This is a genomic window from Terrabacter sp. Root181, from assembly GCF_001428505.1.
In the GTDB taxonomy this organism is placed as follows: domain Bacteria; phylum Actinomycetota; class Actinomycetes; order Actinomycetales; family Dermatophilaceae; genus Terrabacter.
The window spans coordinates 1-13,169 of sequence record NZ_LMHU01000005.1 but is presented as its reverse complement, the minus strand read 5'-3'; the positions used below and the strand labels follow the sequence as shown (position 1 = coordinate 13,169).

Here is a 13,169-nt window from a genome sequence, read left to right as displayed (position 1 = left end):
GGGATTCGCTCTGGAGCGAAATCAGGCCCGCTGGTAGGAATGAAAGGTGCTCGACGACAACGCCGTCCTGACCGCCCCCACGGTCCTCACCCCGGAGGGCAGCTCCACGCTCTCCGCCGAGGTGCTCGACAACGGTGCCTTGCGCCGTCTCGAGGCCTTCGGCACCAGCCTGCTGCTGCACCCCGCGACCGTCGCAGAGGCGGGCCTGACGAACGTGCACCTGCGCGTGCACCGGCCGGACGGCATACGTCGTCGGGCCCTGCTGGGGCCCGGCAGCGGCTCGGTGGTCACCCCGGGCGACGGCTCCGTCACCGTCAGGGGCCGGCACGAGGGACTCGCCTACTCCCTCACCCTCCAGCTCGGTGACGGGTCACCGGCCACGCCGACGTGGCACTGGGACCTCGAGCTGACGAACACGACGGGCGAGCCCGTGACGGCCGACGCGCTCCTGACCCACGACCCCGCCCTCGCGCCCCTCGGCAACGTCCGCGTGAACGAGTACTACGTCAGCCAGTACCTCGACATCACCCCGGTCGCGACGGCCGACCACGGCACCGCGGTCGCGGTCCGTCAGAACATGCCCGGCGAGCGCGTGCCGTGGCTCATGGTCGGCACGGTCGGCACGGGCGCCGGCTGGGCGACCGACGCCCTCCAGCTCGTCGAGCGCACCGGGCGCGGCGTGGCCTGGCCCGGGCTCGACGCCCCGGAGCTGCCGAGCGCGCGCCTCCAGCACGAGCACTCGCTCATCGCCCTGCAGGACGCCCCGGCCCTCATCGCACCGGCCGACACCCACCGCACCGGCTTCTGGGGCATCGTCCTCGAGGACCATCCCGAGGCCACGTCCGACGCCGACGCCCGCTGGGCCGACGTCGCACTGGCCGCCACTCCGACCCCGTGGGCGCCGGCGGGCGACGGCGCCCACGGCCGGCGGGGCGCGGGTGACGGGGCGGGTGACAGGGCGGGTGACAGGGCCGACGCCGCGACCCCTGCGACCCTGTGGTCCTCCAGCCCCGGCTTCGCGTCGCGGCCCCTCGACCGCGCCGAGCTCGACGACGCCGGCCTGCTCGACGGTCGGACCCGCGTCGAGTCGGCCGACGACGGCACCGAGCTGGCGTGGACCGTCCGCGGCGGCCAGCTCGTCACGCCCGCCAAGGAGCTCGCGGTCCTGCGCCCGCACGGGCACCTGCTCCGCACGGGCGACGCCTTCACCCCCGACTCGCGCTCCCTCGCGTCGACGGTCTGGATGGCCGGCACCTTCCACTCGCAGATCACCCGCGGGCACGTCGGACGCAACCCCGTCGTGACGGGTCGCCGCACCTACCTCGGCCTCCAGCGCGCCCACGGCCTCCGGCTCTTCGTCGAGGACGCCGACGGCACCTGGAGCCTTCTCGAGACGCCGAGCGCGTGGTTCACCGGGCTCGACCACTGCACGTGGTGGTATGCCGCCGCGTCCGGTCCCCTGCTCACCGTGACCTCGAGCGCCCCCGCCGACGAGCACGCCCTGACGCTGTCGGTCGGGCAGCGCGGCGCGGCCCCGCGCCGGGTGCTCCTCGCCATGCAGGTGGCCGACGACCTTTCCGAGGCACCCTCTGTGGCGACCGAGGGCGACCACGTCGAGGTCACGACGGCGCACGACCCGAGGCCGTGGCGCATCTCGTGGACCGGCCCGGGCACGCCGCAGGTCGGCGACGCCCGGCTCCAGGCCGACGGCGTCGGGCGCGGCCCGGGCTGGGTCACCGTCCTGTTCGACCCGAGCGAGCAGCTCGAGGTCGTCGTCGGCTCCGCGCCGGGGGCCGGTGACGCGGCGGTCGGCGAGGTCGTCCCCACCGGCGAGCACCTCGGAGCGGCTTTCTGGGACAAGGCCGGCCACGCGGTCAGCCTCGACGGGTCATCGCTCGGCGACGCCGGGTCCCAGGCCGCGAACCTCTCCGCCGCTCTGCCGTGGTTCGCGCACAACGCCTTCGTCCACTACCTCTCGCCGCGCGGCCTCGAGCAGTTCTCCGGCGGCGCGTGGGGCACACGCGACGTCTGCCAGGGACCGGTCGGCCTGCTGACCGCGCTCGGTCGGCAGGACGCCGTCCGCGACGTGCTGCTGCGCGTCTTCCGCGCACAGAACGCCCGCGGCGACTGGCCGCAGGCGTTCGAGTTCCTCCCCCCGCTACCCGAGACCGGCCAGCAGGACTCGCACGGCGACGTCGTCTTCTGGCCCGTCCTCGCGGCCGGCGACTACCTGCGCACGACCGGTGACGCGAGCCTCCTCGACGAGACGGTCGCGTTCGTCGGCGACGACGCGCTCGGCGAGCCGGCGACCGTGGCCGAGCACCTGCGGCGTGCCGTGGCGCGCATCGCCGAGAGCACGGTCCCCGGGAGCCCGCTGCCGGCATACGGCCACGGCGACTGGAACGACTCGCTCCAGCCGGCCGACCCGCACCTCGCCGCCCACCTCGTCTCCACGTGGACGGCCGTGCTCCAGACGCAGTCGCTGCGCACCCTCGCCGAGGGGCTCCACGCGGTCGGTGCACCGGGCGGCACGACGGCGCTCGCCGCCGACGCGGACGAGCTCGCCGAGCGCACCCACGACGCCCTGCTCGACCAGCTCGCCTCCGACCCCGTGCTTCCCGGCTACCTGCTGCAGCACGAGGACGGCCGCCTCGAGCCGCTCGTCCACCCCACCGACGAGCGCACCGGCCTGCGCTACGGCGTGCTGCCCTGGATCCACGCGATCGGCGCCGACCTGCTGACGCCCGAGCAGGCCCGCCACCACCTCGACCTCACCGAGGAGCACCTCCTCGGGCCTGACGGCGCGCGTCTCTTCGACCGCCCGGTCAGCTACGTCGGCGGGCCGATGACGGTCTTCCAGCGCGCCGAGGCGAGCACCTTCTGGGGCCGCGAGATCGGCCTCATGTACATGCACGCCCACCTGCGCTACGCCGAGGCGCTGGCCCGCGTCGGTGACGGTGCCGCGCTGCTCAACGCCCTCGCCAAGGCGAGTCCCGTGGGGCTGGACTCGCTGGTGCCACAAGCCCGCCCGCGCCAGACGACGTGCTACTACTCGTCGTCCGACGGCGCCTTCACCGACCGCTACGACGCGTCCGAGCGGTATGCCGCCCTCATGGCCGGCGACGTGCCGCTCGAGGGCGGGTGGCGCGTCTACTCCTCCGGCCCCGGACTCGTGCTCCGCCTCGTCACCGAGGTGCTGCTCGGCATCCGGCAGCGCGGCGACGACGTCGAGATCGACCCGGTGCTGCCGCCGAACGGCGAGACGGGGGCGAGCGAGCTCACGGCCCGGTTGCCGCTCGCCGGCAGCGACCTCACGGTCCGCTACGTCGTCGGGCCCGTGGGCCACGGCGTCCGGCGGGTCTGCGTGGGTGGGCGCGAGCTGCGCCTGCGCCCGCTGACCAACCCCTACCGCCGGGCGGGAGCGGCCGTGCGGGCCGCCGACCTGCTCGCGGCCCCGGCGCCGGACGGCGACCACGGCACCCGGACCACCGAACCCACCATCGAGATTCTCGTGGAGACCCACTGACATGACTGACGTCACCGCCACGCCGCCCACCCAGCAGCGGCCGTGGCTCGATGCCACGCTGCCCGTCGAGGAGCGCATCGACCTCCTCATGACCGAGATGACCCTGGCCGAGAAGGTCGGCCAGACCCACCAGGTCGCCAACATCGACCCCGAGGCCGATGCCGGCGAGATCGCGGCCGGCCGGATCAGCTCGAGCCTCTACGCGTCCGGCCCGACCGGCGGCAACGAGCGCGACGAGGGCGTGCTCGTCGGCAACATCGACGCCGCCCAGCGCCACGCCGTCGAGGGCAGCCGCCTCGGCATCCCGCTGCTCTTCGGCCGCGACGTCATCCACGGCCACCGCACCGTCGCGCCGATCCCGCTCGGCATCGCCGCCTCCTTCGACCCCGACGTCGCCGAGGAGATCGGCGAGGTCGCGGCGCGCGAGGCCGTCGTCGACGGGGTGGCGTGGACCTTCACGCCGATGGTCGACATCTCCGAGGAGCCGCGCTGGGGCCGGGTCGCCGAGTCGCTCGGCGAGACGCCGGTGCTCTCGGGCCGCCTGGCCGCTTCGCTCGTCCGCGGCTTCCAGGGCGACGACCCGAGCGACCCCGACCGGCTGGCGGCGTGCGCCAAGCACTTCGTCGGCTACGGCCTCGCCGCCGGTGGCCGCGACTACGACACGGTCAGCGTCGGCGAGAACACCCTGCGCAACCTGCACCTGCGCCCGTTCCGCTCGGCCTTGGACGCCGGCGTCCTCACCGTCATGGCGGCCTTCAACGACGTCGACGGCATACCGATGCACGCCCACGAGCACCTCGTCCGCGAGGTCCTCAAGGGCGAGTGGGGCTTCGACGGTGTCGTCGTCGCCGACTGGAACGGCATCGGCCAGATCGTCTTCCAGGGCGTCGCCGCCGACAAGCGGGAGGCCGCTGCCCTCGCCATCCGGGCGGGCGTCGACCTCGACATGGTCAGCGGCGCCTACCTCGAGCACCTCGAGGGGCTCGTCGAGTCGGGAGAGGTCGACCTCGCGCTCGTCGATGATGCCGTCCGTCGCGTGCTGCGGCTCAAGTTCCGCCTCGGGCTCTTCGAGCGTCCGTATGCCGCCCGGCCGGGTGCCTCGAACGCGCCGACCTCCGGGAGCCGGGCCGTCGCCCTCCGTGCGGCCCGGGCGGCGCACGTGCTCGTCAAGAACGACGGCGTCCTGCCGCTCGGCGACGCCGCCGGACGCGTCCTGCTGTCAGGGCCCTTTGTCGACGACGGCGATGCACTGCTCGGCACGTGGGTCCTCGACGGCCGCGGCGAGGAGGTGGTGACCCCCGGGGCGGCCCTGCGCGAGCGCCTGGGCGACCGCGTCACGGTCGTCGACGGCCGCTTCCCCGACGTGACCCTGATGCAGGCGCGCGCGGCAGACACGTCGGTGCTGCTCCTCGGCGAGCACCGGTCCCGCTCCGGCGAGGCGCAGTCCGTCGTCGACATCGGCCTGCCTCCGGGCCAGCTCGAGCTGGTGCGCGCGGTGGCGGCGTTCGGCAAGCCGCTCGTCGCCGTCGTCTACACGGGCCGCCCGCTCGACCTCACCGAGCTGCTCGACCTCGCCGACGCGGTGCTCGTCGTGTGGCACCCCGGTGTCGAGGCCGGCACCGCCCTGGCCGACGTCCTGCTCGGCGACGCCGAGCCGCACGGCCGGCTCCCGATGACCTTCCCGCTCTCGACGGGCCACATCCCGACGAGCACGCACCAGCGGCCGACGGGCCGGCTCATCCGGGCCGAGGTCGACCACGAGGAGGGCCGCTACATCGACGCCCTCACCTACCCGCGGCTGCCCTTCGGCTTCGGCCTGTCCTACACGACCGTCGACTACGGGGCGCCGGGCCTGTCGTCGCCGACGATGACGACCGACGGGTCCACGACGCTCACCGTCACCGTCACCAACACCGGTGGGCGCCCCTGCCGCGAGGTGGTCCAGCTCTACTTCCGCGACCCCGTCGCCCAGGTGACCCGCCCCCTCGTCGAGCTCACCGACTGGGCGCTCGTCGACCTCGAGCCCGGCCAAGCACGCGAGGTCACCTTCGACGTGCAGGCCGAGCAGACGGCATACGCAGGCCCTGACCTCACGACGCGCGTCGACGAGGGCGAGATCGTCCTGCTCACCGGGCCCGACGCGGCCCGCCTCCAGCCCGTGTCCGTCACCATCACCTCCCCGAAGGCCTCCTCATGATCGAGACCGTCCACCGCCAGATCCGCATCGACGGCGAGCCCCGCATCGTCATGTCGGGCGAGGTGCACTACTTCCGCGTCGCGCGCGCGGAGTGGGGCCAGCGCCTCGACCTGCTCGTCGAGGCCGGCTGCGACACCGTCGCCTCCTACATCCCGTGGATCTTCCACGAGCTGCCCGACGGCAGCATCGACGTCACCGGCGAGACCCGGCCCGAGCGCGACATCGGGGCGTTCATCGACCTCGCCGCCGCGAAGGGCCTGCGCTTCATCGCCCGGCCCGGACCGTTCATCATGGCCGAGCTGAAGAACGAGGGCATCCCGTTCAGCGTCTACCGCGACCACCCCGAGGTCAGCCCGGTCGGCTGGGACGGCGAGCAGGTCAGCTCGAGCACGGTCGACTACCTGGCGCCGGCGTTCCAGTCGGAGAGCGCGCGGTGGTTCGACGCGATCATGCCGGTGCTCGCACCGCGGCTGCAGCCCGACGGGGGCCCGATCATCGGCGTCCAGCTCGACAACGAGGTCGGCATGCTCGCCTGGGTGACGAACTCGCCCGACCTCACCGACGGGCTCGTCGAGGCGTTCGGCGACTTCGTCCGCGAGCGTCACGGCGCCGACCAGCCGTATGCCGTCGCGCCGGGTGAGGAGGGCTGGGCGCAGGTCGTCCGCTCCCCCAAGGAGGAGTGGGCCGGAGCGCTCCGGCTCGACCTCGGCCTCTTCATGCGCCGCCGCTTCGCCGACTACGTCGCGGCGCTGCGCCGGATGTGCGAGGAGCGCGGCGTCGCGGGCGTGCCGTTCTTCGTCAACATCCACGGCACCGAGGGTGGCAACGGCGCGCCGTTCCCCATCGGCATCAGCCAGCTCGTCGACACGTATGCCGGCATCCCGGGGATGGTCTCGGGGTCCGACCACTACCTCGGCGAGGCCACGCTCGACACCATGACCGACCTCTACGTCATCAACGCCTACATGGCCGCGGTGCACGACGGCGACCAGCCGCTCACCTCGCTCGAGTTCGAGGCCGGGTCGGGTGACTACGGCGCCGGGGCCGAGATGCAGCACGACCCCTCGACGGCCGACCTCAAGACGCGTCTCTGCCTCGCCCAGGGCAACCGGCTCGTCAACTACTACCTCTTCGCCGGCGGCATCAACCCGCCACTCGACGAGCGCATCGACGACGGCAACGACCGGATCAGCTTCACCGGCGAGCGCCACGGCACGGCCGCGCCCGTCGGGCCCGAGGGGCAGCGCGGCTACGCCTACGAGGCGACGCGGCAGGGAGTGCTGGCGGTCAAGGCCAACGAGCCGTGGCTCGCCCGCATGGACGAGGACCACGACGACCTCTCGCTGGGACTCGTGCTCGATGCGTACATGACGGAGTATCACCACCCGGGCTCCGAGCTCATGACCGAGGTCGTCGACGACCTGACGTCGCACCGCGGCGCCGGCGAGCGCAAGGCGCTGGCACGCTCACTCCTGCTCGGCGGGTTCCGTTACGGGGCAACGCATCTCGAGCGGCGCGACCCGAAGCCTGGCAGCACCGTGCTCGTCGGCACCGGGCGTTACCTGTCGAGAGTCGTCCAGGAGCGGCTCGTCGGTCACGTCAGCGCCGGCGGCAACGTCGTGCTCCTCGGCCGCGTCCCGGAGCGCGACCTGGACGGCTCGCCGTGCACGCTGCTGGCGGACGCCCTCGGGATCAGAGGCGGTGAGGTGGTGCGCGACACCGGCCACTACTACCCGTCGCTCGTCGCCCACGGGTGGGCGCAGCCGTGGCCCGAGATGCGGGCTGGTTGGGTGCAGGCTCTGTCGCACGAGCGTGGCGATGTCGTCCTGACGGACGTCTACGGCGCCGTGTGCGGCGTCGACGTGCCGCTCGGCGAGGGGCGGGCGATCGTCCTCGCGGCCCAGGTCCCCTCGGACCCGGTGCTCTTCGACCGGGCCCTCTCGAGCCTCGGGGTGACCCCTGGGCTGCGCCTCGAGACCCAGTGGCCGGGCGTCTTCGCCACGACGACGGTCACCGACGACGGCCAGCGGGCCCTGCACGTCATCAACACCTCGGGCGCACGGGCCACGGTGACGGTCGCCCTCGACGGCACCCCGATCGCGGTCGGCACCACCCTGCAGGTGCCGCCGCGGTCGGGGCACATCCTGCCCCTCGGCCTCGACGTCGCGGGGCGTCGTCTGGACTGGGCGTCCGCGGAGATCGCCGGCGTGGACGCGGACGGCACGGTGCACTTCCGCCCCGGCCTCGACGAGGACGGCGGCACGACGGTCATCGTCGACGGCCTGCCCGTGGAGCTGGCCCCGGGGGAGCACGCTCTGCGGCCCTGAAGTCAGAGGCACGAGAAACGGCCGGGGTCACGACAACACGTCGCACCCCGGCCGTTTCGCTGCTGAGCGATGGACTCCCTGCACGTAGCCCATACCGCCCAGATAGGGCTAGAGGCTCAGCGCCCACTATGGGCTAACCGCCTCATCGTTGTGGGGGGATGGCGACGTTCTCGGCGTGTTGTGGTCGGAGGGTTCGCGAGTGATCCGCTGGGTTTGCCATCCGGTGAAGAGCGCGTCGATTGCGGCGTGGACGAGCGTGTCCGCATCCGCGGGCACCGACTGGGGTATCTGGTGAAAGGTGACCAGTCGGGTGATGCCGTAGACGGTCCCCCAGGTGGCGGCGGAACGGCGGAGCACCTCTTCCTCGGCAATGCCGGGGGGTTGACACGCTGCGACGGTGTCGTGGAGCAAGGACCAGTATTCGGCTGCTGCGCGCTGCAGCGCCGGGTGGTCTCGTTTGGCGATGGCGGGCCCGTAGGCCAGGTCGTGCAGATGGGGCCGGTCGCGAATGAAGGACAGGTAGGCGCCCGTCAGGGCATGCAACCGGCTCAACGAATCGGGGCTGGCGGCGACGGCTGCCGCGGCGTCGTCGGCGGCACTCTGCAGCCCGGCGCCTGCCACCGCCGCCAGGAACCGGCGCTTGGAGCCGAAGTGCACGTAGGGAGCCTGGTGACTCACGCCGAGGGACTGGGCGACTTGTCGCAAGCTCAGCGCGTCAGCGGGCGTGTCCTCTAGCGCCTTGACGGCTGCTTGAACCAGGCGACGGTCCAGCGCGTCGCCGGTGCCCACCACCTCCGGTGCGCTGTCCATCCCTTCCTCCACATCTGGGGGGTTGACACTGTCAACCAATGGTATCGACACTAGAGGTTGACACTGTCAACGGAGGCGTCATGCAAGAGCAACACATCGTGGAAACGGCTGTCGGGCACCTGAAGGTCCAGGTCCTGGGTCAGGGTCAGCCGGTGGTGCTGTGGCACAGCCTGTTCGTGGACGACCGATCATGGAAACGGCTCGTGCCGCTGATTCAGGGCGGACGGCAGCTGCTGATCGTCACCGGGCCGGGGCACGGGAACAGCACAGATCCCGGTCGCCGCTATAGCAGCGAGGAGTGCGCCGATGCCGCCATCACGATCCTCGACGAACTCGGGGTCCAGAGGCCGGTGGACTGGGTGGGCAACGCCTGGGGCGGTCACGTCGGCGTTCTTGCAGCGACGCGGCATCCCAGCCGCGTCCGGACCCTGGTCATGCTGGGCAGCCCGATCGCAGCCCTGAGCCCGCTAGAGCGGGCGCGCACTTATCTGCTTCTCGGCCTGTACCGGGCGTCGGGGCCCTCGCCGGCGGTGGTCAACGGCACCAGCAAGGTGCTGCTGTCGCCCCGGACCCGGGCCGGCGACGCGGAGGCCGTGGACCTCGTCCATGACTGCCTGCGCCGTGCGGATCGGCGAATGTTGCGCAACGCGATCACCTCGGTCTCGCTGCACAGGACCGACCTGAGCGACCCGCTCCGGCACGTCGCCCAGCCCACTCTGATCATCACGGGCGCCGACCACCACGGTTTCACGCCCGCGCAGGCACAAGAAGCAACTCGACTACTCCCGTCCGGTGGCGTGGCGATCGTCCCGGACGCCGCCTACCTCGTGCCGCTGGAGGTACCGGCCACCACGGCGCAACTCGTCGCCGACTTCTGGGCAGCCGAGGACGCAGCGACTGTCTCCGAACGGCGGCCGACGGTGCAGTGACGGCATCGCCTGACTGGGCCACTCCGGCCACGACCGTCGTCCCACCCGTCGCGCTGTCATGGCTCGGCCTGGTCGTCCACAACGTCGCCGAGTTCGGACCGTCCAGATTACTCGGACTGGAAACGGTCGGCCCGACGGTGGTGTCGGTGCTCTTGGTTCGCGGGCTGCTCACCCAGATGCGAGGCGTCGAGTGTCTGCTGATGGGCTGTGCGGTGCTGCAGTTGGTGGGCAACTACTCGTCCGTCGGGCCGGGCTCGCCCGGGGCAGCGTCGTCACTACTAAGCCGGGTGAAGCTCAGGTTTGGGCGCGTCTCGCTCGGCTAGCAAGGGACGTACGTCGATACCGTGGGCAAGGGCTTGTTGGAGGAACCTGCCATACGCAGCCTCATCACGGTGACCGGGCGCGTACTCGGTGCCCGTGGCGCGCTCATGTTCGTCAACGTGCTCCCCGGCGCTGGACTTCCGTCTGCAGCGACCGCCCTGGGCGAGCTCACGTGGGGGCGTCGGCGATGGTGTCCAGTCCCAGCCGGTGGCTGATGACTTCGCGGGCGAGGGACATAACGGCCGGGTCGTCATGCAGGACGAACTTGGTGTCGGCGCCCAGAAGGATCGCGTGGAGCTCGAAGGCGAGCCGGTCGGGGTCCTCATGGGCGGCAAGCTCATGCTGCTTGATCGCGGTCCCCGCAAAGGAGCGCAGCAGGGCCGTGAAGTCGGACTGGACAGTGGCGAGGCGATCCCTGACCGGCCCGGGGCGCGCTCCCATCTCCAGCGAGGTGGCTGCGAAGAAGCAGCCGCCGGGGAAGACGCGACGTTCCACGTAGCTGAAGAACGCCTCGCACGCCGCCGCCAACTGACCCAGGCCGGGTGCGGCGGCGAGCGCCGGCTGCACCACTTCCTCCTTAAGGATGCGCTCCGCTTCCTCCACGGTGGCCAGCTGCAGCTCCTCCTTGGACCCGAAGTGCGCGTAGAGACCGCTCTTGCTGATCCCGGTCGCGGCCGCCAGGTTTCCGATGGAGAGTCCCTCCAGTCCGTCGACGGTGGCCAGCGACGCGGCCCTGCTCAGGATGGCCCGGCGAGTGCGCTCCCCGTCTGCACGCCGCTGACGCGGCCGGGGTCTCACCTGGCTCGTGGTATCGCTCGTCATGATTGACAACATAGCACGATCGGTCGTACTGTCACGCCACCAAGTAGTACGACCGATCGTGCCAACTATCGGTGGAAGGTCGGGCGCGGTCGAACCACTCAACACCCGAGAGGAAACCACTATGAGCATCAGCACCGTCAACGGCGTCGACCTCGAGCGCCTGAACGCCACCATCGAAGCCGTCACGGCCGACCCCGGTCTGGGACGGTTCCAGTTCCGCGCACGGAACCACTGGGTCGACGGCGGCCACAGCCGCACCACGATCCAGGGCTTCTACGGCGCGGGCCAGGAGGACACCACCCGCGCCCAGCCGTTCCTCGTCGACAGCGACGAACCGCCGGTCCTGCTCGGTGAGAACCGGGCCCCCAACGCTGGCGAGTTCGCCCTGCAGGCCCTCGCAGCCTGCCTGGCAGGCACCGTCGTTTACCACGCCGCCGCCCGCGGCATGGCGCTGCAGGGCTTGGAGTGCACGGTCGAAGGGGACCTGGACGTGCAGGGCTTCCTCGGCCTCGACGGCAACGTCCGCCCCGGCTACCAGCAGATCCAGGTGAGCATCAAGGTCGCCGGCGAGTTCGACGACGAGCAGGTCGCCGAGCTGGCCGCCCTCACCCGCTTCTCGCCCGTCCGGGACACGATCACCAACCCGGTCGCCGTGACCATCGACGTTGCACGCGCCTGAGGTGATCCACCTGATGTCCGCGCCGGACCCGGCGCGGACATCAGGCCCGGCTCGCACCATGTAGCCGCCTGACCTCCGCCCCCAGAGCAAGCCGCACGAGCGGGGCTGGGCATCAACTTCGGCGCGCAGTCGCGGGCACCAGACGCCTCGGGGCGCCCACGCAACTCCCAGCCTGCGCGAAGCCCCCACGTGATGGGGCTTCGCTTTGCCTTCACCTGTCCGGGTGGTCAGATGATGAGCAGTACCGCAGCGGTAACTGCTCCGGCCAGGGGTCAAGTCCCGGGCCAAGCCCCGATGGATCCTGCCGATACGGCCGATGATTGTTGGTTCCGAATGGATCTTCGTGATGTCGGACGCCTGCTCTCCTCTAAAGGTCGGCACCTAAACGGGCTCCGGATCTTGTGGATCACTGCGCTGTCACCTCAAGGTGGGGCTTGGAAGCAGTAGACGACCAGAACCCGCGAGGACGATCATGAGGATCCTCGGGGCCGCACTGTCCGGTGCGCCGTCGTCAGTACTGGAGGAACGACAATGGCTGGAACTGTGCTCGTTTACGGTGCAACGGGCACCCAAGGAACTCCGGTCGAGGACCAGCTGCTCAAACAGGGCAAGAACACGCGGGTGGTGACACGCGACGCAGACCACGCCGCCCACTGGGCCGCTCGCGGCGCCGAGGTCGCGGTGGCCGACCTCGGTGACCGGGAAAGTCTCGCGGCGGCGAATGAGGGCATCGAGCGCGTAGTCCTCCAACTGCCCTTGCAGTACGACTTCGAGCTGCACGAGGCCTATGGCCGCAACGCCGTCGACGCCGCCAAAGCGGCCGGGGTGGACCTCGTGGTGTTCAACACCAGCGCCCACGTCATATCCGGTGAGGATGTGCACGCCTACCAGGCTCGGCAGGAGGTCGTCGACTACCTGCGCGCCAGCGGAATCCCGAGCGTCGTGATTCGCCCGACCTTCTACTACGAGATCTTCCTGGGCCCATGGATCAGGCCGGGCATCGTCGAGTCAGGTGTCGTGGCATTCCCGCTGCCCGCCCAGTTCCCGATGTCGTGGGTCTCGGCGGAAGAAACGGCCGCGTACGCAGTGGCCGCGCTCGAGCGTGGCGACCTGGCAGGGCAGGAGTTCGACGTAGGGGGACCCGAGGCGCTCACCGGCGACGACATCGCCGCGCGGTTCGGTGAGGTGATGGGGCGTTCACTGAGCTACCTGCCCATCGACCCCGACGACTACGAGCGAGCGCTGGCGCCCATCTTTGGCGAAACTGTCGCCTTCGAGGTCGCGGCGCAAGTCAGGTCCATGATCCGGCGCGGTACGGGGGCCGTCGACATGACGGCGACGCGCGCGCAGTTTGGCGTCGAGCCCCTATCGCTTGTGCGCTGGATCAGCGAGCACAACTGGGACACCGTCTGATCCTGCATCCCACGGCTGGCATCCAGTCCTGCAGATCGAGTCTCCTACACTCATCTCATGGGTTCTAGCCGGGTGCCTGGTGTTGCTGGGAGGCTCGGTTCCGGTAGCGGCTGGCGGGTCAGCACTCATACTTTTCTGGCCTTCG

General features: G+C 71.3%; 9 protein-coding genes. 7 read left to right on the top strand and 2 right to left on the bottom strand.

Annotated elements, in window-relative coordinates; genetic code table 11:
- The first annotated feature begins 46 nt into the window (after window positions 1-46).
- Genes ASD90_RS08905 through ASD90_RS08895 form a run of 3 tightly spaced genes read left to right on the top strand, consistent with a single transcriptional unit; the run spans window position 47 to window position 8,050 of the window.
- A complete protein-coding gene (locus ASD90_RS08905; RefSeq protein WP_056754814.1) occupies window positions 47-3,526 on the top strand; it encodes a GH36-type glycosyl hydrolase domain-containing protein in 3,480 nt (1,159 codons plus the stop codon).
- Window position 3,527: 1 nt separating this feature from the next.
- Complete coding sequence (locus tag ASD90_RS08900; RefSeq protein WP_056754811.1) at window positions 3,528-5,723, top strand: glycoside hydrolase family 3 N-terminal domain-containing protein; 2,196 nt, start codon at window positions 3,528-3,530, stop codon at window positions 5,721-5,723.
- Window positions 5,720-8,050 (top strand): beta-galactosidase, encoded by a 2,331-nt coding sequence (locus ASD90_RS08895; RefSeq protein ID WP_056754809.1) that lies wholly within the window; start codon window positions 5,720-5,722, stop codon window positions 8,048-8,050. The genes ASD90_RS08900 and ASD90_RS08895 overlap by 4 nt, the downstream gene beginning before the upstream one ends.
- Before the next feature lie 126 nt (window positions 8,051-8,176).
- On the opposite strand, the gene ASD90_RS08890 is transcribed toward ASD90_RS08895, so the two are convergent.
- Window positions 8,177-8,860 carry a TetR/AcrR family transcriptional regulator gene (locus ASD90_RS08890; protein WP_082588591.1) on the bottom strand — a complete coding sequence of 228 codons (684 nt, stop codon included), beginning with the start codon at window positions 8,858-8,860 and terminating at the stop codon, window positions 8,177-8,179.
- Window positions 8,861-8,940: 80 nt separating this feature from the next.
- Here ASD90_RS08890 and ASD90_RS08885 point away from each other — a divergent pair, with 80 nt between their 5' ends.
- Together ASD90_RS08885 and ASD90_RS08880 are read left to right on the top strand one after the other, a co-directional pair.
- A complete protein-coding gene (locus ASD90_RS08885; RefSeq protein WP_056754806.1) occupies window positions 8,941-9,789 on the top strand; it encodes an alpha/beta fold hydrolase in 849 nt (282 codons plus the stop codon).
- On the top strand, window positions 9,786-10,112 hold the full coding sequence (locus tag ASD90_RS08880; RefSeq protein WP_056754803.1) for a hypothetical protein: 327 nt from the start codon (window positions 9,786-9,788) through the stop codon (window positions 10,110-10,112). The genes ASD90_RS08885 and ASD90_RS08880 overlap by 4 nt, the downstream gene beginning before the upstream one ends.
- 166 nt (window positions 10,113-10,278) lie before the next feature.
- Here the strand turns inward: ASD90_RS08880 and ASD90_RS08875 are convergent, their stop codons facing one another.
- A complete protein-coding gene (locus tag ASD90_RS08875) occupies window positions 10,279-10,932 on the bottom strand; it encodes a TetR/AcrR family transcriptional regulator (protein ID WP_056756276.1) in 654 nt (217 codons plus the stop codon).
- 121 nt (window positions 10,933-11,053) lie between these two features.
- On the opposite strand from ASD90_RS08875, the gene ASD90_RS08870 reads away from it, so the two are divergent.
- Together ASD90_RS08870 and ASD90_RS08865 are read left to right on the top strand one after the other, a co-directional pair.
- Window positions 11,054-11,611, top strand: coding sequence for an OsmC family protein (locus ASD90_RS08870; protein WP_056754800.1), 558 nt, complete (start codon window positions 11,054-11,056; stop codon window positions 11,609-11,611).
- Window positions 11,612-12,142: 531 nt separating this feature from the next.
- The gene (locus tag ASD90_RS08865) at window positions 12,143-13,024 is read left to right on the top strand and encodes an SDR family oxidoreductase (RefSeq protein WP_082588590.1); all 882 of its coding nucleotides are present in this window, start codon (window positions 12,143-12,145) and stop codon (window positions 13,022-13,024) included.
- Window positions 13,025-13,169: the final 145 nt, after the last annotated feature.

Coding starts and splice junctions, on each gene's coding strand:
- ASD90_RS08900 (WP_056754811.1), top strand. CDS start 3,528: ATGACTGACGTCACCGCCACGCCGCCCACCCAGCAGCGGCCGTGGCTC.
- ASD90_RS08895 (WP_056754809.1), top strand. CDS start 5,720: ATGATCGAGACCGTCCACCGCCAGATCCGCATCGACGGCGAGCCCCGC.
- ASD90_RS08890 (WP_082588591.1), bottom strand. CDS start 8,860: ATGGACAGCGCACCGGAGGTGGTGGGCACCGGCGACGCGCTGGACCGT.
- ASD90_RS08885 (WP_056754806.1), top strand. CDS start 8,941: ATGCAAGAGCAACACATCGTGGAAACGGCTGTCGGGCACCTGAAGGTC.
- ASD90_RS08875 (WP_056756276.1), bottom strand. CDS start 10,932: ATGACGAGCGATACCACGAGCCAGGTGAGACCCCGGCCGCGTCAGCGG.
- ASD90_RS08870 (WP_056754800.1), top strand. CDS start 11,054: ATGAGCATCAGCACCGTCAACGGCGTCGACCTCGAGCGCCTGAACGCC.
- ASD90_RS08865 (WP_082588590.1), top strand. CDS start 12,143: ATGGCTGGAACTGTGCTCGTTTACGGTGCAACGGGCACCCAAGGAACT.